The organism is Micromonospora pattaloongensis (assembly GCF_900107255.1).
In the GTDB taxonomy this organism is placed as follows: domain Bacteria; phylum Actinomycetota; class Actinomycetes; order Mycobacteriales; family Micromonosporaceae; genus Micromonospora_I; species Micromonospora_I pattaloongensis.
The window spans coordinates 54,394-72,422 of sequence record NZ_FNPH01000007.1; the positions used below are offsets into that span (position 1 = coordinate 54,394).

The following is an 18,029-nucleotide window of genomic DNA, read 5'->3' on the forward strand; positions in this document are numbered from 1 at the left end:
AACCGACATGGACACCGACACGTCCTCCCCCACCCACGACTCGGCACCCACGTCCACCCCATGGCCGCAGGTCGTCGCGACGGTCGCGCTGCTGACGGTCATCATCAGCGTGCTGCTCACCGCGTTCGCCTGGCCGGCCGTGCGGTCCTCGGCGCACGACGTACCGATCGTGCTGGCCGGCCCGCCGACCGCGACCGACCGGATCGCCGCCGCGCTACAACAACGCCAGCCGGGCGCGTTCGACATCACCCGCGCGGCGGACACCGCCGCGGCCGAGACCGCCGTGCGCAACCGGGAGGCCTACGGAGCCATCGACGTGAGCACCGGCACCCCGCAGGTCATCATCGCCTCCGCCGGCAGCCCGGTCATCGCGCAAACCCTGCAGAGCATCGCGGCCGGGCTGGCGCAGGCCCCCGGCGGCGCGCCGGCCACCCCCGCCGTGGCGGTACGCGACGTCGCCGCCCTGCCCGCCGACGACCCCCGCGGCGCCGGACTGGCGGCCGGCTCCCTGCCCCTGGTCATGGGCGGAATTCTCGCCGCCGTCCTGCTCACCGGCCGCGTGCGCGGCACCACCCGCCGGCTGACCGGTGCGCTCGCCTTCGCCGTCTCCGGCGGTCTGGCCCTGGCCGCGATCCTGCAGTTCTGGTTCGGCTCGATCACCGGGAACTACGGGGCCAACGCCGGCGTGATCGCACTGTCGATCGCCGCCACCGCCCTGACCCTGCTCGGCCTGCAAACGCTGCTCGGCACCGCCGGGCTGGGCCTCGGCGCCGTCGTCGTCATGCTGATCGGCAACCCACTGTCCGGTACGGGCACCGCCCCCGAGATGCTGCCCGGCTGGTCCGGTCAACTCGGCCAGCTCCTGCCACCGGGCGCGGCCGGCACCCTGCTGCGCTCCACCGCCTTCTTCGACGGCCGCGGCGCCACCCAGCCACTCATCGTGCTGCTGTCCTGGCTGGTGCTGGGCGCCGTGCTGTGCGTCATCGGCGGCGTGCGCGCCGCCCGGACCGGTGGCACCGGGCCATCCGGTACGACCGCCGGCCCCGAGCCCGCGACGGCCGCCTGACCGCGACGCGTCACAGGTCACGCCACGACCCGTGACGGGGTGCCGGCCGAACCGCACGGGTGGCCGGCACCCCACTACACCGCACCGCGACCAACCGAACAACACGTTCGCACCCCACGAAACCGAGGCTGCCTTGCCTGTGCGCAGCAGCGACACCCCCGCCGTCGGCCCTGCCGCCGACCACCGCGCCGGCGCACCCCGGCGCCACAAGCGCCGCTGGCTGCGCCCCATCGCCGTCGCCGCAGTGCTCACCCTGTTCACCGTCGAACTGATCCTGGGTTGGCCATCACTGACCACGGCACTGGCAGAGCTGCGCGCACCCCAGCCAGGCTGGCTCACCGCCGCCGTCGCCGCCGAGCTGGCCGCAATGGGCGCCTACGCACGGATGCAGCGCCGCCTGCTGCGCTCCGCCGGCCTACGCGTGCCGCTCTACCGCCAACTCGCTCTCACCTACGCGGCCCACTCGCTCAGCGTCACCCTGCCCGGCGGTCCGGCGTTCTCCACCCAATTCAACTACCAGCAGATGCGCCGCTTCGGCGCCACGCCGGCCGTCGCCTCCTGGTGCATCGCCCTGTCCGGCATCCTGTCCGCTGCCGCCCTCGCCGTCGTCACCGCCGCCGGTGCCGTCGCCGCTCACGGCACCCCGCAATGGCACACCCTCGCCGGCCTCACCGTCGCCGCCGTCCTCATCGCCCTCAGCGTGCGGCAGGTCACCCGCCGCCCCGAGGCGCTGGAACCGGCCACCCGCGCTGCCCTCGCCCGTGTCAACAAGCTGCGCCACCGGCCCGCCACCTACGGCCTCGACCGCATCCGTGACTTCATCGACCAGCTCCGCGCTGCTCGCCTCACGCCCCGCCACGCCGCCGCGTCCGCCGTGTTCGCGGTGCTCAACTGGTTACTCGACGCCGTCTGCCTCTGGATGTGCTTCCACGCCGTCAGCAACGACCCCATCGATACCACCCAGGTGCTGCTGGCTTTCAGCGCCGGCATGGCCGCTGGCACCATCACCGTCATCCCCGGCGGACTCGGCATCATCGACAGCGCCCTCATCCTCGGTCTCGTCACCGGCGGCGTCGACACCCCCACCGCCATCGCCACCGTCGTGCTCTACCGCATCATCAGCTTCGGCTTCATCATCGGCGCGGGCTGGATCACCTGGCTCATCATCCGACGCCGACACCTGAAGACACCCTGAACCTCTCGGCGCACCGCGCATTCGCGCACCACGCGGCCCGACAGTTTCGCGCCGCCGACCGGAGGTCACCATCGACCCGGTACCCCGGTCGGTTCGGTGGACGGGGACTGTGGATCTAACGGAGACCTCTCTGCTGCCAATGCCTTGACACAGAGAGGTGCCGTTAGCGAGATAGTTCCCCGACCGGAGCCTGGCCGGGCCGCGGTCGCGACTGGTGCAGGCTTTGCCAGGGGTTTCGTATCCCCGCGACCCGAGTGGGGTGCATACCCGCTGTCGGGCCTCCTCACGGTCGCGGTGTGCTCGGCCCGCGCCACGGCCCACGTATGGGGGTACTCCCGCGGCGACGATCTGCTGGTGCCCGGCTCTGTCGTGGGCGGCTTTGGGGTGGGCGCGGTTGGTGACCCAGTCGGTTCGCGCGGCGTGCATGAGTGGCCACATCGCTGCCAGGTAATGCCAGTTGTAGCCGGCCGAGGTCGTGACGTTCCGCTGTTGCAGGCACACCTTGATCGACGGCCCACGCGGCTGCCGTAAGCCGCCGCCCGCGTACTTGGGAAAGTCTCGTACCGGAAGGTTCTCCTCGGCCTCGACCAGGATCCGGTAGTCCTCTTCCGCGGCCTCGGTGTACAGCCGGGCGACCCAGCTGACGCCGGCGGCGGAGGAGACAAGGTCACGCCGCGCGTCCTGCTCGTGGGCGGTCGCCGTGGCGGCCTCGGTCTCCGCGGCACCCACCGCCACAACACCTGAACGGAGTTCCACATTTACGGCGCCATCACCGAGACTGGCGTACCGCGGAGGTGAGGTACAGCCGGCCCGCGTCGTCGGTCTCGAGGCCGTCGGAGCCACCGCTCTTGTCGCCCTCCTCGCGTACCGTCTCGGCCACCAGATGAACAGGACGGCATGGTCCGGGCACTGGGCAGCACGACCAACGCCCACCGCGGCTGCGGGCAGGCCCAGAAGTTTCCGAAGCCCCGCGGCGTCTGTCCGCAGGACCAAAGGAACCTGCCCGGCAACCAGACGTCACGTGTGGCCACGGGCCCGCCGTGCGGCGGGGTCCCTGGTGTGCGCGACTCAGGCAGCGACGGTTGGCGCCGCGGCTCCACGAGGCTGCGCCGAGGGGCTCGGCTTGCGTCCGTTGCTCAGCCGCACCCCGGCGAAGTGCACGTCGACGGGCTGGGCGTACCGGCGGCCGTTGACCGGGTCGTGCCGCATGAACTGGGCGGGTCCGACGCGGACGGTGACGTCGTAGGGGCCCGTGTCCGGCACCCGGGCGTTGGCGCCGTAGTGGTGCAGGAACGGGTGCCACAGGAAGGGCAGTTCGGCGTGGAGCACTGCACCGCCGTCGCGGGCCAGCTCCACGGACACCGACAGCCCTGGCACGAACCGGCCGTCTCCGGCGTCGGCCACCGCCACCTCGAGGTGGACGTTCGCCTCCTCGGCCGCCTCACGCCAGACGAGCCGATCGCCCTCGAGCGCGTACATGCCCTCGGCCTCCTCGTTGACGAAGGCGATGACGAGATCACCGGCGCGCGCCGTCTCGGCACCGTCCTCCTCGGCCATCGCCTGCATCGCGCGCCCGTACGCGTCGCCCTGCGATCGCGCCACCTCAAGCTGCTCGGCGGTGGCCTCGTTGCTCGGGCGCATCGGCGGTTGCTGCTGTGCGGTCATGACTCCTCCTGTCCTGACGGAGGCCGGAGCCGTGGCCGCCACCGAAGCGGCCGCCACGGAAGGGCCCTGAGTCGGACGTGCCGGCAGGGTCAGCTCGGGTTACCGGGCACGTCCTTCCACTGCTGCTGCAAGCTGGTGCCCTTGGGCTTTCGCGTGTCGCACTTACCACCGCCACGGCCGGGCGCGCCCAGCCCCTCGCGGCTCATCGCATCGGATCATCTCGTCCTTGTTCATCCGGTCGACGTTGTCGACGCCGGCCTTGCGAGCCTGCTTGGCGACCTCGCCGGTCTTCATCTGGTTGAGTTTCTGGTGTGCCATGACCGTCTCCTCGTCGTGTCGTTCCGGGCCTGGCAGCCCGCCTACCCAGGCCCGCCCGGGTGACACGTCCGTTCGCGAAGCGGATCCGTCCCACCGCGTGATGTCCGACCTGCGCCGCTTCGCCTGGTATCCGGCCACGCTGAAGCTGAACTGGGCGCTGTCGGGTCCGGTGCCGTGGACCGCCGAGGAGGTACGCGGCGCGGGCACGGTCCACCTCGGCAGCGGTCTGGACGGGTTGACCCACTACGCGGCGGACCTGGCCACCGACCGGCGGCCCCGGCAGCCGTTCCTCCTGCTCGGGCAGATGACCGCCGCCGACCCCACCCGGTCACCGGAGGGCACGGAGGTGGTGTGGGCGTACACGCACCTGCCCCGGCGGATCGCGGGCGACCCCGAAGTGGTGCGGCGGCAGGTGGCGGCCGTGGAGGAGCTGCTGGAGCAGCACGCGCCGGGCTTCGGCGGCCGGGTGCTCAACCGGGTGTGCAGGCGCCCGGTGATCTGGCGTCGGCCGACGGGACGGTGACGATCAGCCGCCGGCCGCGCGCACCTCCTCGGCCGCCGCCTCCAGTCCCACTCTTCCCCCCGCCAGCAGTGCGATGGCGACGCCCGGTCGGGCCAGCAGCCGCACGGTGGCTGGCCGACTCCCGCACTCGCCCCGGTCACCACCGCCACGTCGATCCGGTGTTCCTTCCGCATGGTCCCTCCCGTCAGGTCGCGTCCGGGGCTCTACCCGGCGCGTGACGGCCCAGTCGCCGAGGGACGGCCAGAACTGTGGCGAGCGCACGGTGTCGCGTGGGCGGGAAAGGGTAGACCGACGCCCGGGCGGCTTCACGATGCGGGAGGCAGCAGACATGGCGAACGCCGAGCGGGCGGCGATCCACCTCGGTGACGAGGCCGAGCGCACTGGCTGCGGCATGCTCACGAGGTGAGGCGGCCGTGTCCGGCGGAAGTCCCGACGTCGGCACCCCGGCGGTGCTGCGCGACTACGCGCTGCTCGCCGACGGCTACCGGGGAGCTCTGGTAGGGCCGGCCGGGGACGTGGGCTGGCTCTGCGCGCCCGGCTGGTCCGACCCCGCGGTGTTCGGCGCGCTCCTCGGCGCTCCGGGCGGCTTCCTGGTTGCTCCCGCCACCGACCGGTTCGTCTGGGGCGGGCACTACGAACCGGGCTCGCTGATCTGGCGCAGCAGGTGGGTGACCGGGGAGGGGATCATCGAGTCGCGGGAGGCTCTGGTCGCACCCGGCGAGGCGGACCGTCTGGTGCTGGTGCGCCAGATCCGGGCCGTCGACCGGCCGGCCCGGGTGCGGGTGGTCGTGGACCCTCGCGCCGGGTTCGGACGGGACCGCGTCCGCGACGCCCGCGGCGACGGCGATCAGTGGCACGCCCGCACCGGTGAGCTGTGGTTGCGTCTCGACGGCGGCGGCGAGCTCCACCGTCAGGAGGAGGGGTTCCTCGTCGGGGAGCTCACGGTGCCGGCCGGCGGACGGCACGATCTCGTCCTGGAGCTGGCGTCCCGGCCGCTGGAGCAGCCGTGCCAGCCGCCCGGTGAACTGTGGCGGACCACCGAGCACCACTGGGGCTCGGCCGTCCCGCAGCTGTCGGGGCCCGCCGCGCGTGACGCCGTCCTGGCGTACGCGGTGCTGCGCGGCATGACGCGGCCCGGAGGGGGGATGGTCGCGGCGGTGACCAGCGCCCTGCCGGAGCGGGCGATGGCCGGACGCAACTACGACTACCGGTACGCGTGGATCCGGGACCAGTCGTTCGCCGGGCACGCCGCCGCGCTGGTCGGCCGCTACGATCTGCTCGACGACGCCGTCGCCTTTCTCACCGATCGGGTGCTCGCCGACGGCGACCGCCTCGCGCCGGCGTACACCGTCTCGGGCGCCACGGTGCCTGACGAGCGTCCGCTGCGCGACCTGCCGGGGTACCCGGGGGCGCACCCGCGCACCGGCAACTGGGTACGCGGCCAGTTCCAGCTCGACGCCTTCGGCGAGGTGCTGATGGTGTTGGCCGCCGCGCAGCACCACGACCGGCTGGGCGATGACGGGCGCCGGGCGATGGAGGTGGCGGCGGCCGCCGTGGCCGGCCGCTGGTCGGAAGCGGACTCCGGGATCTGGGAGCTCCCGCGACGGCAGTGGACGCATTCCAAGCTGACCTGTGTGGCCGGCTTACGGGCCGCCGCCCGCGTCGCCTCCCCCGGTGCGGCCGCCCGCTGGTCGGGCCTGGCGGACCGGATCCTCGCCGACGCCGCCGCGCACGCGCTCGCGCCCGGGGGGCACTGGCAGCGTGCCTACGACGACGTCCGCGTAGACGCCGCGCTGCTGCTGCCCGGCATCCGCGGTGCGCTGCCCCCGCAGGACCCCCGCACCGCGTCGACCCATCGGGCGGTGCTGGCCCAGCTGGCCGAGGACGGCTATCTGTACCGGTTCCGGCCGGACCGGCGGCCGCTCGGTGACGCCGAGGGTGCGTTTCTGCTCTGCGGCTTCGCCGCGGCTCTGACGGCCTGGCAGGCCGGAGACACGGTGGGGGCCAATCGCTGGTTCGAGCGCAACCGGGCCGCGTGCGGGCCGCCGGGGCTCTACACCGAGGAGTACGACGTGCGGCAGCGGCAGCTGCGGGGCAACCTGCCGGAGGGCTTCGTGCACGCACTGATGCTGGAGACGGCGGTGACCCTCGGCCAGGTGGACCCCTGTCACTGACCGGATCAGTCGCCCGGTCCCGCGATCAGCGCCAGCCCGGTCTCCGGATCCACGCGCTTGGCCAGTTCGGGAGCGACCTCGGTGACGATCACCTCCAGCGTCGGCCACACCCGGGCGGACAGCAGGTGGCCGCCCACCGTGCTGCCGTCGCACCGACCGAGCACGGCGTGGACGTGCAGCGCCGGCTGTTCGTCGCGGGCGGCGACGTCGCCGACCAGTGACAGCACCTCCACCTGTTCCCGCACCGGGATCCGCCGGTAGTCCCGCCGCTCGCGGTCGAACCACCCGATCTCGGTCTCCTGGAAACCCCCGACCGCGGTGACCCGTCCCGCCGTCACGTGCTGCCGGCGCAGCGCCTCGCCGATCGCCGTCACCGGCTCCTCGCCCTTGTCGCAGACGAGTACGAGCATCCGGCCGGTCGTCCGGTGGATCTCCTGAACCTTCATCGATCCTCCTGGTGTGCGGCGATGACGACGCCCAGCACCGCCAGCGCGGCGGCGACGGCGGCGTCCAGCGCGGCGGACCGCCGCTGCCGCCGGTCGACAGCGGCCAGGGCGAGCGCCGCCATCGAGTGGATGCCGTCGACCGCGGCGCCGGTGGCGAAGACAACCGATCCGTGCCAGCGGATCGTGGTGGCGGCCTGCACGAGATGCCGCGCACCGAGGACGCGCAGCGTCGCCACGGCTGGGCTCGTCGGCGGCGCCACCGGCCGTGTCAGCCGGCCGGGCGTGAGCAGCAACAGGCCACCCCAGCCCAGCCGGGCAGCGACCACCAGGCCGGGTAGCAGCGGGTGGACCGGGCGGGGCATGTCAGGCCACCCGGTACCGCTGGGCACCGTCCGCGCGGAACTCCAGGCCGTTGCCGGGTCGGTCCAGGGGCACCCGCAACCGTCCGCCGTCGGCGGGGCCCGCCCCGTCGAACAGCATCGACTCGATGCGGACGTGGTCGTGGAACCACTCCAGATGCCGCAGATTGGGTGTGGTGGCGGCGACGGCCAGGTGCTGGTGCGGCGCGCAGTGACCGGAGACCTCCAGGCCGGCGGCGTCCGCGACGGCCGCCGCCCGCAGGAAGGCGCTGATCCCGCCGCACCGGGTGACGTCGGCCTGCAGGCAGTCGACGTACGGCGCCATCCGGTGGAAGTACACCAGGTCGTAGCCGTACTCGCCGGCGGCGACGTCGGGCCGGACCCGGTCGCGGACCAGACCCAGGCCCGGCAGGTCGTCGGAGCTGACCGGCTCCTCGTACCAGCGCACGTCCAGGTCCGCCGCGGCGTGCGCCACCCGGACGGCCTGCTTGCGCTGGTAGGCGCCGTTGGCGTCGACGTATAGCTCCGCGTCGTCGCCGATCGTGCGTCGGGCCGCCGACATCCGGGCGAGATCCCGCCGCACGTCGGAGCCGAACGACTCGCCGATCTTGATTTTTACGCGTGGAATGCCCTGCTCGTGCACCCAGCCGGCGAGCTGCCGGTGCTGTCGCTCGTCGTCGTAGGTGGTGAAGCCGCCGCTGCCGTAGACGGGCACCTCGTGGCGTACGGTCCCGAGCAGCCGGGACAGGGAGAGTTCGTGCCGGCGGGCCTTGAGGTCCCACAGGGCGCAGTCGGCGGCCGAGAGCGCCAGGCCGGCGATGCCGGGGCGCCCGGCGTTGCGCAGCCTGCGCCGCATCGCCGTCCATGCGGCCGGCACGTCGTCCGGATCGACGGTGGCGACCACCGGCGCCAGCAGTCCCGTCGCCACCGGCACCACCGCTGGCGGTCCGTAGGTCCAGCCGATCCCGGCACGCCCGTCGGCCTCAACCCGGACCAGCACCAGGGTGGTGCTGGTCCAGGCCAGGGTGCCGTCGGCCTCGGGCGCGTCGGTCGGCACCTCGTACGCCTCCGCGGTGAGCCGGATCCCGGTCACCGTGACCGTTCCCGGCGGGGCAGTGCCACCGCGGCGGACGGCGCGCGGGCACAGCCGCCGAGCGCGGGCAGCCCGGCCATGACCGCCACGCAGACGGCGCTCGGGCCCCGGCGTCGCCGGCCGGAGCGCGTCGTCGAGTGCCGCCTCGCGTCCATCGGGACCGACGATAGCCAGTCGCGATGCTTATGCGGCTCATAGGGCAGAAATGGCGATTACTCCCGCTTAACTGGCTAGAGTCGGGGCGACGGCCAGCGCCGACGACGCAGACGGGACGACGATGCGAACCTCCACCGTGGACCTGACCGCGAACACACCACGGGGCGCCGCCGCGCGGCGGACCACGGCCTGGGTCGCGGGCGGCCTCGCCACGGCGGCCGGCCTGGCCGGCGGCCTGCTCGCTCCCGCCGACGCCCTGCAGGGCCCGGCACAACGCCTGATGTACGTGCACGTACCCGCCGCCTGGGTGGCGTACCTGGCGTTCGCCGTCGTCCTGGCCACCAGCTGGGCCTACCTCGTCACGGGTGACGGCCAGTGGGACCGCATCGCCCTGGTCGCCACGGAGATCGGCGTGGTGCTGACCGCCCTGACCCTCGTCACCGGCTCGCTCTGGGGGCGGCTGGTGTGGGGGACCTGGTGGGATTGGGACCCGCGCCTGGTCAGCACCGCCCTGATGCTGCTGGTGTACGCCGCCGCGCTGGCACTTCGCCGGGCCCTGGCCGAGCGCTCCGGCACACCGCACCACGGTGACCGCCGCGTGGCCCACCCCGTGGCCCGCCTCGGCGTCGGCGGCTTCCTGCTCGTGCCTGTGGTGCACTTCTCCGTGGTCTGGTGGCGTTCGCTGCACCAGCAGGCGACGATCCTCGCCCCCGGGCGGCCGCCGATCGACCCGCGGATGGCGGCGGCCCTGCTGCTGGCCGTCGCAGCGGCGACCGTCACGGCGACGTGGGTGCTCGCGCACCGGGTGACCCGCCTCCAACCCCCATCCACCTCCACAGCGGAAACGCGGGAGACCGCCGCCGGGCCGGCACGGGTGCGATGATCCGCCGCCCGGGCCGCCTCGCGCTGGTCGCGGTGCTGCTAGCCGCCGGCGGGCTGCTCGTGGCCAGTGCCCTGCGTGGCACCCTCACCTACTACCGCAGCCCCACCGACATGCTCGCCCGCTCCGACGACTCCCGCGACCGCATCCGGCTCGGGGGCGAGGTCGTCCCCGGTTCCGTGCGCCACGACGGTGAGCTCGTGACGTTCCGCCTCTCCGACGACCGACGGGAGGTCACCGTCCGCCAGCGTGGCGTGCCGCCGGAGACGTTCCGGGAGGGCGTGGACGCCGTCGTCGAGGGGCGCCTCGGCACCGACGGCGTGTTCGACGCCGACCACGTGCTGGTGCGGCACGGCAACGAATACCGGCCCGCGCCGGCCGCGGAGCCCACCGGTGCTCGCTGACCTCGGTACCGCGAGTCTCGCCGCCGGACTGCTCACCGCTCCCCTGGCCGCACTGCTCTGGCTGCGGGTGGCCCTGGCCGGGCCTGCGGCACGGCCCGCCCGGCTGGCCAGTGCCGCCGCGCTGCTCGCCGCCGCCACCGCCGTCGTGGCCCTCGAGACGGCTCTGCTGACCCACGACTTCAGCGTCCGGTTCGTCGCCGAGAACGGCGGCCGCCACGTGCCCGTCTACTACACGGTCACCAGCCTGTGGTCGGCCATGGACGGCTCCCTGCTGCTGTGGCTGCTGGTCCTCGCCGCCTACGCCGCCCTGCTCGCCCGGGGACGGCCCGACCGGCTGCGGGCGTACGCGATGGTCGTCGTCAGCGTGGTCACGACGTTCTTCTTCGCGCTCTCGGTCTTCGCGGCCAACCCCTTCCGGGCCGTGACGCCCGCCCCCGCCGACGGGCCCGGCCCCAATCCCCTGCTGCAGCAGCACCCGGCGATGGGCGTGCACCCGCCCCTGCTGTACGCGGGCTACCTCGGCACGGTCGTACCCTTCGCGCTGGCGCTGGCCGCCCCGCTGGCCGGTCCGGCCGGCCGGCGGTGGCTGCGGGTGGCCCGCCCCTGGGCGCTGGTGTCGTGGTGCACGCTCACCGCCGGCATCGTGCTCGGCGCCTGGTGGTCGTACGCGGTGCTCGGCTGGGGCGGCTACTGGGCCTGGGACCCGGTGGAGAACGCCTCTCTGCTGCCCTGGCTCACGACGACCGCGTTCCTGCACACCACCCTGGGCGGCGGGCGCGGCCGGGAGCGGTGGAACAGCGTGCTGGCCTGCGCCGGGTTCCTGCTGGTGCTGCTCGGCACGTTCCTCACCCGCTCCGGGGCGGTGGCGAGCGTGCACGCCTTCACCGACTCGCCGCTGGGCCCACTGCTCCTCGGCTTCGTCCTGCTGGCCGTGCTGACGGCCACCGTCCTCACCGGCCGCCCCCGCACGGCGCCGGCGCCGGCGCCCGCGTCCCCGCTCCGCTCCCGGGGCACCGCCGTGCTCGGCAACGCCGCGCTCCTGCTCACTATCGCCGCCACCGTGCTCACCGGAACCGTCCTGCCGCTGCTCGCCGAGCCGGTCACGGGCAGCCGGGCGGCCGTCGGGGCCGGGTACTACCACCGCACCGCCGTACCACTGGCCGTGCTGGTGCTGCTGCTGGCCGGTGTCACCCCGGCGTTGCGCGTCCGCGGCCGGGCCGAGGCACTGCGTCGCCTCGTCCTGCCCGGTGCGGCGGGGCTGGCCACCGTGGCGTGCGTAGGCCTGTCGAGCCGGCCGGGCACGGCGGCCCTGACCGGGTTCGGTGCGGCCGCCTTCGTCCTCGCCGGCCTCGCCACCGCGCGGCCCCTGCTCCGGCCGGCGGTGCTCGGGCACGCCGGGCTCGCCCTGCTCGCCCTCGGCGTGGCTGCCTCCACCGCCTACGGGCGGGCGGAGGAGCGGACCCTGCGGGTCGGCGAGACGCTGCGCGTGTCGGACGTCTCTGTCCGCCTCGTGTCGGTGCAGCGCAGCGCTCCCGCCGGCCGGATGGCCGTGCGGGCGCGGCTGGCAGTGTCGTCGGCCGGCACGACACGCACGGCGGTGCCCGCCCTGCGGTACGACCCCGCGCGGGAAACCGCCGTGACCGTCCCGGCGATCGACGGCGGCGTCCGCCGCGACGTCTACCTCACTCTCCTCGCGGTCTCCGCCGACAGCGGCACCGCGACGGTACGCCTGGCCGTGAACCCCCTCGTCGGCGTCATCTGGGCCGGCGGGGCCGTGGCCACCGCCGGCGGGGTGCTCGCCCTGGCCCGGGCGGTCCGGCGGCACCGGCACCGACGGCCGGAGCCGGCGGGGGCTCGGACAGCGGTGGCCGCCGGGGCACCGGCATGAGCGCCCCGGACCGGCGTGCCTGGCGGCGGAGATCGCGGGTGGCCCCCGCCACCATCCTCCTGCTCACCCTGGGCGTCGGCGTCGTCCTCGCCGCCGGGGAGCGGCCCGGGCCGGGTGTCGCGCACCGCCCGAGGGCCGCGCCCGCTCTGGCGGGCACCACGCTGCCCGGCCAGCGGTACGACCTGGCCGCGGCGCGCGGACACGTCGTCCTGGTGAACGTCTTCGCCTCCTGGTGCGGCCCCTGCCGCGACGAACTGCCCCTGCTGGTCGGGACCGGCCGGCGCTGGGCGCCCCAGGGGCTACAGGTGGTGGGCCTCAACCTGCGCGACGGCCCGGACGCGGTCCGGGCGCTGCTGGCGGAGGCCCGCGCCGAGGACCTGACCGTGGTGCCCGACCCGGAGGGCGTCCGGGCGGTGGAGTGGGGCGTACGCGGCGTGCCCGAGACGTTCGTGGTGGACCGGGACGGCCGCATCGTCGCGCACCAACCCGGTGTCGTCACCGCGAAGTGGCTGGAACAGCACCTCGCTCCCCTGCTGGGCACGCCATGACCCGCAGGCGGCTCCTCGTCGTGCTGGGCCTGGGTGTGCTCGTCACGGCGGCGCTGGCCGGGCTGCTGCGCTCGGCCGGGCCGGCGGGCCGGGCCGACCCGGTCGCCGAGGTCGCGGCCGGGCTCCGCTGCCCGGCGTGCCAGGGCGAGTCGCTGGCCGAGTCCCGGTCCCCGATCGCGGCCTCCATGCGGCAGGTGATCGCCGACCAGGTGGCGCAGGGCCGCGAGCCCGAACAGATCCACCGGTGGTTCGTCCAGCGATACGGCGACGAGGTGCTCGCCCAGCCGCCCACACGAGGCCCGGGGCTGCTGCTGTGGGTCGTGCCGGCCGTCGCGCTGCTCGGCGGCGGCCTCGCCGCGGCGCGTACGCTGCGACCCGGACGGCGGGAGGCCGCCGGCCCCACGGTGCCCCACGGTCGCCCGCGGTCGTCGCGGATCGTCTGGTGGCTCACCGCGGCGGGCCTGGTCGCCCTGGTGGCGACGGTGGCCGTGGCCGCCGACCGGCTCACGCCGCCCGCGACGCGGCCTCCGCCCGCCGACCCCGCGGTGGTCTCCCTGCGGCTCGCTCAGGACCTCGAGGGACAGCAGCGCTACGGTGCCGCGGCGCAGCTGTACCGGGAGGCCCTGACGGCGCGTCCGGACGACGACGCGATCCGGCTGCGTCTCGCCTTCGCCCTGCTGCGAGCGGCTGACGCCCCCGGCGCCGAACGCAGCGCTCGGGAGGTCCTCGGTCACACCCCCGACTCGCCCGACGGGCTGCTGGTGCTCGGCCTGGCCCAACGCACCACCCGGCCCGCCGAGGCACCCGTCACGCTGCGGCGGTTCCTCGCCGTCGCCCCGGGGCACCCGGCCGCGACGGAGATCCGCCGGCTGCTCGGCTCGTGACTGGAATCGGCGGCGCCCCGGCGAACCGCCGGGTCCCGGCGAGCGCTCCGCCGAGATGCGCGGCGATCAGTCGGTCGGTACCGGTCACTCCCCCCGGGTCCCGTAGCGCTGGTCCCGGTCACCCGTCGCCCCGGCTGCCTGCCGCGGCGTACCAGCGTCGGCCCGGCATCGCCGTGGCCCCGTGCAGCACGATGCTCAGCACGACCACGAGGCTGCCGGCGTTCCAGAGCAAGGGATCCCGTGCGCCTTCGTCGGCGCTGAAGGTCAGGTAGAACAGCGCCGACACCCCGATGGGGCCGAACCAGCCGAGGAAGACCACCTCACGCCAGCCCAGTCTGAGCGGGGCCCTGAGTCCGGCCACCACCGGCAGCCGCCGCACCAGCAGCACCGCCACCGCGAAGAGCGGGAGCCGCCAGCCGGCGTCAAGCCAGTCACGCCACGGCAGTTCGACGCCGAGCATGAAAAACAGGGGAAGTACCAGGTAGCGGGTCAGGGCGTCGTCGAGCTTCTGCTCGGCGATCCGGGGCTGGTCGCCGATGACCCGGTTGTAGGCCAACCCGGTGACGAACACGGCCAGGATATCGTCAGTGTGGAACACCTGGCCGATCCCGAGCGCGGCGATGCCGAGCAGAATGGCGAAGACCACGAGTGAGCCCCGGTCCAGGGTTTCTCGCCGGCTGGCGGCGCGCACTGCCCGACCGGCGAGCCAGCCGAGCAGGACGCCCACGACCACCGCCCCGAGCACGCCCCAGACCGCCACGACGAGCTGATCGGCCCACGGCCTCGCGCCGACTGCGGCCAGTGCGAGGACGACGAGGGGAAAGGCGAGGCCGTCGTTGCCGCCCGACTCGCCGCTGATCACCTGCCGCAGCCGGGCAGGCAGCTGCCGCTCGGCCGGGCCCCCGGACACGATGCCGGACGCCAGAACCGGGTCGGTCGGCGACAGGCAGCTTCCCAGCAGGGCGGCCAGGCTCAGCGGTACCCCGAGCAGCAGCCAGGCCAGCCCCGCGCTGAGCACCGCCATGCCCACCATCCCTGCCGTGAGCAGCACGAGCACCGGACGGAGCACCCTCCGGTAGCCGGCCAGCGGGAAACGCAGGGCGACCGCCATCAGCGAGACCGCCAGCAGTGCACGGCTCACCTCGCGCATCAGCGCCGCGCCCAGCCGGTCGTCGAGGTCGAGGAGACCGAGCACCGGACCGGCGAGCACCCCGAGGAAAAGGGCCAACATGGGTTCCGTGAACGGGGTACGACGGATGGCACTCGATCCGAGCGCGAGCAGGACGGCCAGTGCGCCGACGAGTGCGTAGCCGAGCAGGAGGCTGTTCACCTCGACGCGCTACCCGGTACCCCCGCCGCCATGCGGAGGGACGGGCCGCACGGTCCGGACAGTGACCAGGGTGCGGTGGGCTGGAGCACGGCCTCCCGCAGGGCGACCGTGCTCCAGCCGCGTCACCCGCTGGTAGTCCGGGTCGGCGACCAGGCCGCAGACCCGCCGGCTGGGGTAGCGAACCCGTAGCACCGCGTCCCACGCCTGCACGGCACGGCTCGTCACTCGGCATCCACGCCGACGCTGCGGTACCGACAATGGCGCGGCTCGTGCAGGGGCGTGCCCGGCGACACCGTGCGAATGGACCGACACCCGTTGACGCGCGGATCGGTGGCGGTGTGAACGGCCGGGGCCTGGGTAGTCGGGGCGCGTCGACCACAACGCGACCGGAGGCTCGTTGCGGTTCTCCAACCGCAAACCGTCACCGCACGCCATGGAGAGTGAGCCGGGGCAATGAAGACCCAACAGGTGAAAGAACGGGCGACCAAGGCCGCCGGCACCCTGGCGGGAACCGCCGCCGACCCGAAGACTGGGTGGTCGCACCTGAAGTCGAAGGTGACCCCGAGCCTCGCTGTGGTGATCGGCGGGGCGCTGGTGGCCGTGTACCTGGCCGGTCGCCGGGCGGGTGGCGATTGACCGCTTGGACGTGCACGCGTTCACGATCCCCACCGACGGGCCCGACGGGTCGAGCAGGACACCACCCAGACCCGGGACTCAACCACCATGGTTCTGGTACGGGGCACGCCGGTGACGTGTGGGCGCTGGGGTAACCGTACGGCGATGTGTCGGTGGCGTCGTTTGTCGAGTCCAAGCTCGCGTCGGTGTGATTTCACCAATCTGATCGAGCACCGGACGGTAGATTGCCTGCAGGCCGATGTGACCCGCTGCGGCGGGATCACCGCGTAGTGCAGATCGGTGGGCTGGCTGCGGGCCATTGTCTGGACCTGTCCGGGCACCGCGCGCCGACGGTCTCCACGCACGCGTTCTGTGCGGTGCAGCGGCTGCGGCACCTCGAGTACTTCCACGACCACGTGCGCATCGAGCACTCGGCGTTCGACGGCCTTCCGGTGCTGCGCGACAGCGCTCTGTGGCCGGACCCGGACCGTCCCGGTCTGGGCCTGGAGGTGCGCTGGTCGGATCTGGAGCAGTACCGGGCGTATGCGCAGCGCCCCTAACCCCCCTTCGATGACGGCTTCGCCGGCCCGCTTGACAGCTGGCACAGCCGTTCATGGCGCTTCACCCGCGTAGATGGCGCGATCATCTTGCGTGACGAGTTGGGGGATTCCATGCAAGCGAAGGTTTCCGACTTTGTGCTCAGCCGGCTGCGGGAGTGGGGTGTGCACCGCGTATTCGCCTATCCCGGGGACGGGGTCAACGGCATGCTCGGCGCGTTCGAGCGGGCCAAGGGCGATCCGGAGTTCATCCAGCCGCCACACGAGGAGCTGGGTGCCTTCATGGCCTGCGCCCACGCGAAGTTCACCGGCCAGGTGGGCTGCTGCATGGCAACCTCCGGACCAGGCGCGGTCCACCTGCTCAACGGCCTCTATGACGCGAAGCTGGATCACCAGCCGGTGGTGGCGATCATCGGGCAGCAGAAGCGGATGTCGCTGGGCGCTCGTTACCAGCAGGAGATCGCGCTGGAGTGCCTGTTTTCCGATGTCTCCGCGTACTGTCACGCGATCGTGCATCCGGCGCAGGCCCGGCACGTGGTGGACTTCGCGTTCAAGCACGCGCTGACCGAGCGTTCGGTAGCGACCATCGTCATTCCCGAGGACGTCCAGGAGGAGCCGGCCGAGACGTCGCCGCCGAAAATTCACGGGGCGGTCTACAGCAGCGTCGGCTGGTGCCAGCCGCGGATCCTGCCGCGGGACGAGGACCTGCGGCGCGCCGCTGACATCCTCAACCAGAGCAGCCGGGTGGCGATTCTGATCGGCCAGGGCGCAGCCCGGGCCGGAGCCGAGGTGGTCGAGGTCGCCGAACTGCTCGGCGCGGGCGTGGCCAAGGCGCTGCTGGGACGCGACGCGGTGCCCGACGACCTGCCGTTCGTAACCGGCCCGATCGGGCTGTTGGGCAGTAAGCCCAGCGACGAGATGATGAAGAACTGCGACACCCTGTTCATGATCGGGACCAGCTTCCCGTACGGGGAGTGGCTGCCCGAGGAGGGCACGGCCCGGGGCGTCGAGATCAACATTGACGGCCGGCTGATCGGCGCCCGGTTCCCCATCGACGCCCCGCTGATCGGCGACTCCGCCGAGACGCTGCGCGCGCTGATCCCGATGCTGAAGCGCAAGTCGGACCGCAGTTGGCGCGAGAAGATCGAAGACAACGTCCGGGAATGGCACCGGATCCTGGGCGACCGCGCCGGACAGCACTTCGGCGGGAGGATCAACCCTCAGTCGGTCGCGATGGAGTTGGGGCGCCGGCTGCCCGACAACTGCATCCTGACCGCCGACTCGGGATCATCGACCAACTGGTGGGCCCGCTACGTCGGGCTGCGGGAGGGCATGCAGGCCTCACTGTCCGGGACCCTGGCGACAATGGGGCCGGCGGTGCCGTATGCGATCGCGGCCAGGTTCGCCTACCCGGACCGGCCGGTGATCGCGTTCGTCGGTGACGGCGCATTCCAGATGAACGGCATGAACGGGATGCTCACCGTCAAGCGGTACGCCGACCGCCTTGGCAGCCCTTCCCCGCTGGTGTTCTGCGTGTTCAACAACCAGGACCTCAACCAGGTGACCTGGGAGCAGCGGGCGCTCGCTGGCGACGCCCGGTTCGCCGGCTCGCAGGCCGTGCCAGACATGCCGTACGCCAAATACGCCGAACTGTTGGGGCTGCGCGGCATCTACTGCGACGACCCGACGCGGGTCGGTCAGGCCTGGGACGAGGCACTTGGCGGCTCCGGGCCGGTGCTGCTGGAGTTCCGGGTGGACAGCGAGATCCCACCCATCCCGCCGCACGTGATGTACGAGCAGGCGCAGAAGACCACCGAGGCAATGATCAAGGACCCGGAGCGGGTCAGCATCGGGATGCGCGGCTTCCGGCAGAAGCTCAGCGACTTCTACCAGGCGCTCCCCACTCGCGAGCAGGGTTGAGGAGGAGG

General features: G+C 73.4%; 19 protein-coding genes and 1 pseudogene. 12 read left to right on the plus strand and 8 right to left on the minus strand.

The window, feature by feature from the left end:
- The first annotated feature begins 7 nt into the window (after nt 1-7).
- Together BLW47_RS18155 and BLW47_RS18160 are read left to right on the plus strand one after the other, a co-directional pair.
- Nucleotides 8-1,066: a hypothetical protein gene (locus BLW47_RS18155; RefSeq protein ID WP_091558972.1), complete on the plus strand. Its 1,059-nt coding sequence runs from the start codon at nt 8-10 to the stop codon at nt 1,064-1,066.
- A 244-nt stretch (nt 1,067-1,310) separates the two neighbouring features.
- Nucleotides 1,311-2,261, plus strand: a complete 951-nt coding sequence (locus BLW47_RS18160; protein WP_245736735.1) for a lysylphosphatidylglycerol synthase transmembrane domain-containing protein — start codon at nt 1,311-1,313, stop codon at nt 2,259-2,261.
- Between the two features lie 1,068 nt (nt 2,262-3,329).
- On the opposite strand, the gene BLW47_RS18165 is transcribed toward BLW47_RS18160, so the two are convergent.
- The gene (locus BLW47_RS18165) at nt 3,330-3,926 is read right to left on the minus strand and encodes an iron transporter (RefSeq protein ID WP_091558977.1); all 597 of its coding nucleotides are present in this window, start codon (nt 3,924-3,926) and stop codon (nt 3,330-3,332) included.
- 162 nt (nt 3,927-4,088) lie between these two features.
- The gene (locus tag BLW47_RS25200) at nt 4,089-4,244 is read right to left on the minus strand and encodes a hypothetical protein (RefSeq protein ID WP_175543694.1); all 156 of its coding nucleotides are present in this window, start codon (nt 4,242-4,244) and stop codon (nt 4,089-4,091) included.
- Nucleotides 4,245-4,344: 100 nt separating this feature from the next.
- On the opposite strand from BLW47_RS25200, the gene BLW47_RS18170 reads away from it, so the two are divergent.
- On the plus strand, nt 4,345-4,767 hold the full coding sequence (locus tag BLW47_RS18170; RefSeq protein WP_091558978.1) for a phytoene desaturase family protein: 423 nt from the start codon (nt 4,345-4,347) through the stop codon (nt 4,765-4,767).
- Nucleotides 4,768-4,773: 6 nt separating this feature from the next.
- Here the strand turns inward: BLW47_RS18170 and BLW47_RS25940 are convergent.
- Nucleotides 4,774-4,940 (minus strand): annotated as a pseudogene (locus tag BLW47_RS25940) (SDR family oxidoreductase); the annotation flags it as partial.
- A gap of 240 nt (nt 4,941-5,180) precedes the next feature.
- Between BLW47_RS25940 and BLW47_RS18180 the strand changes: the two are divergent.
- On the plus strand, nt 5,181-6,941 hold the full coding sequence (locus BLW47_RS18180; protein WP_245736736.1) for a glycoside hydrolase family 15 protein: 1,761 nt from the start codon (nt 5,181-5,183) through the stop codon (nt 6,939-6,941).
- 5 nt (nt 6,942-6,946) lie between these two features.
- Here BLW47_RS18180 and BLW47_RS18185 read toward each other — a convergent pair whose 3' ends face one another.
- From BLW47_RS18185 to BLW47_RS25205, 4 genes are read right to left on the minus strand one after another with little or no spacing between them, the layout of a single operon-like run.
- Nucleotides 6,947-7,387: a PPC domain-containing DNA-binding protein gene (locus BLW47_RS18185; RefSeq protein ID WP_091558983.1), complete on the minus strand. Its 441-nt coding sequence runs from the start codon at nt 7,385-7,387 to the stop codon at nt 6,947-6,949.
- Nucleotides 7,384-7,749 (minus strand): hypothetical protein, encoded by a 366-nt coding sequence (locus BLW47_RS18190; RefSeq protein ID WP_091558986.1) that lies wholly within the window; start codon nt 7,747-7,749, stop codon nt 7,384-7,386. Before BLW47_RS18190 ends, BLW47_RS18185 begins: the two co-directional genes overlap by 4 nt.
- 1 nt (nt 7,750) lies before the next feature.
- Nucleotides 7,751-8,839, minus strand: a complete 1,089-nt coding sequence (locus BLW47_RS18195; RefSeq protein WP_091558989.1) for an enolase C-terminal domain-like protein — start codon at nt 8,837-8,839, stop codon at nt 7,751-7,753.
- Nucleotides 8,836-8,994, minus strand: coding sequence for a hypothetical protein (locus tag BLW47_RS25205; RefSeq protein WP_175543695.1), 159 nt, complete (start codon nt 8,992-8,994; stop codon nt 8,836-8,838). Before BLW47_RS25205 ends, BLW47_RS18195 begins: the two co-directional genes overlap by 4 nt.
- Nucleotides 8,995-9,116: 122 nt before the next feature.
- Between BLW47_RS25205 and ccsA (BLW47_RS18200) the strand changes: the two genes are divergently transcribed.
- Genes ccsA (BLW47_RS18200) through BLW47_RS18220 form a run of 5 tightly spaced genes read left to right on the plus strand, consistent with a single transcriptional unit; the run spans nt 9,117 to nt 13,599 of the window.
- Nucleotides 9,117-9,878, plus strand: a complete 762-nt coding sequence (gene ccsA, locus BLW47_RS18200) for a cytochrome c biogenesis protein CcsA (RefSeq protein WP_091558993.1) — start codon at nt 9,117-9,119, stop codon at nt 9,876-9,878.
- Entirely contained in the window at nt 9,875-10,279 is a 405-nt protein-coding gene (locus BLW47_RS18205; RefSeq protein WP_091558996.1) for a cytochrome c maturation protein CcmE, read from the plus strand. The genes ccsA (BLW47_RS18200) and BLW47_RS18205 overlap by 4 nt, the downstream gene beginning before the upstream one ends.
- Nucleotides 10,269-12,167, plus strand: coding sequence for a cytochrome c biogenesis protein CcsA (gene ccsA, locus BLW47_RS18210; protein ID WP_091558999.1), 1,899 nt, complete (start codon nt 10,269-10,271; stop codon nt 12,165-12,167). The genes BLW47_RS18205 and ccsA (BLW47_RS18210) overlap by 11 nt, the downstream gene beginning before the upstream one ends.
- Before the next feature lie 38 nt (nt 12,168-12,205).
- Entirely contained in the window at nt 12,206-12,715 is a 510-nt protein-coding gene (locus BLW47_RS18215) for a TlpA family protein disulfide reductase (RefSeq protein WP_175543696.1), read from the plus strand.
- Nucleotides 12,712-13,599 carry a cytochrome c-type biogenesis protein CcmH gene (locus tag BLW47_RS18220; protein WP_091559005.1) on the plus strand — a complete coding sequence of 296 codons (888 nt, stop codon included), beginning with the start codon at nt 12,712-12,714 and terminating at the stop codon, nt 13,597-13,599. The genes BLW47_RS18215 and BLW47_RS18220 overlap by 4 nt, the downstream gene beginning before the upstream one ends.
- Before the next feature lie 118 nt (nt 13,600-13,717).
- Here BLW47_RS18220 and BLW47_RS18225 read toward each other — a convergent pair whose 3' ends face one another.
- On the minus strand, nt 13,718-14,929 hold the full coding sequence (locus tag BLW47_RS18225; protein WP_091559007.1) for a cation:proton antiporter domain-containing protein: 1,212 nt from the start codon (nt 14,927-14,929) through the stop codon (nt 13,718-13,720).
- Between the two features lie 453 nt (nt 14,930-15,382).
- Here BLW47_RS18225 and BLW47_RS18230 point away from each other — a divergent pair, with 453 nt between their 5' ends.
- The 3 genes from BLW47_RS18230 (at nt 15,383) to BLW47_RS18240 (ending at nt 18,021) form a co-directional block, all read left to right on the plus strand.
- A complete protein-coding gene (locus BLW47_RS18230; protein ID WP_091559011.1) occupies nt 15,383-15,565 on the plus strand; it encodes a hypothetical protein in 183 nt (60 codons plus the stop codon).
- Nucleotides 15,566-15,834: 269 nt separating this feature from the next.
- The gene (locus tag BLW47_RS25410) at nt 15,835-16,104 is read left to right on the plus strand and encodes an enolase C-terminal domain-like protein (RefSeq protein ID WP_217634891.1); all 270 of its coding nucleotides are present in this window, start codon (nt 15,835-15,837) and stop codon (nt 16,102-16,104) included.
- 111 nt (nt 16,105-16,215) lie between these two features.
- On the plus strand, nt 16,216-18,021 hold the full coding sequence (locus tag BLW47_RS18240) for a thiamine pyrophosphate-requiring protein (protein WP_091559014.1): 1,806 nt from the start codon (nt 16,216-16,218) through the stop codon (nt 18,019-18,021).
- The last annotated feature ends 8 nt before the right edge of the window (nt 18,022-18,029 follow it).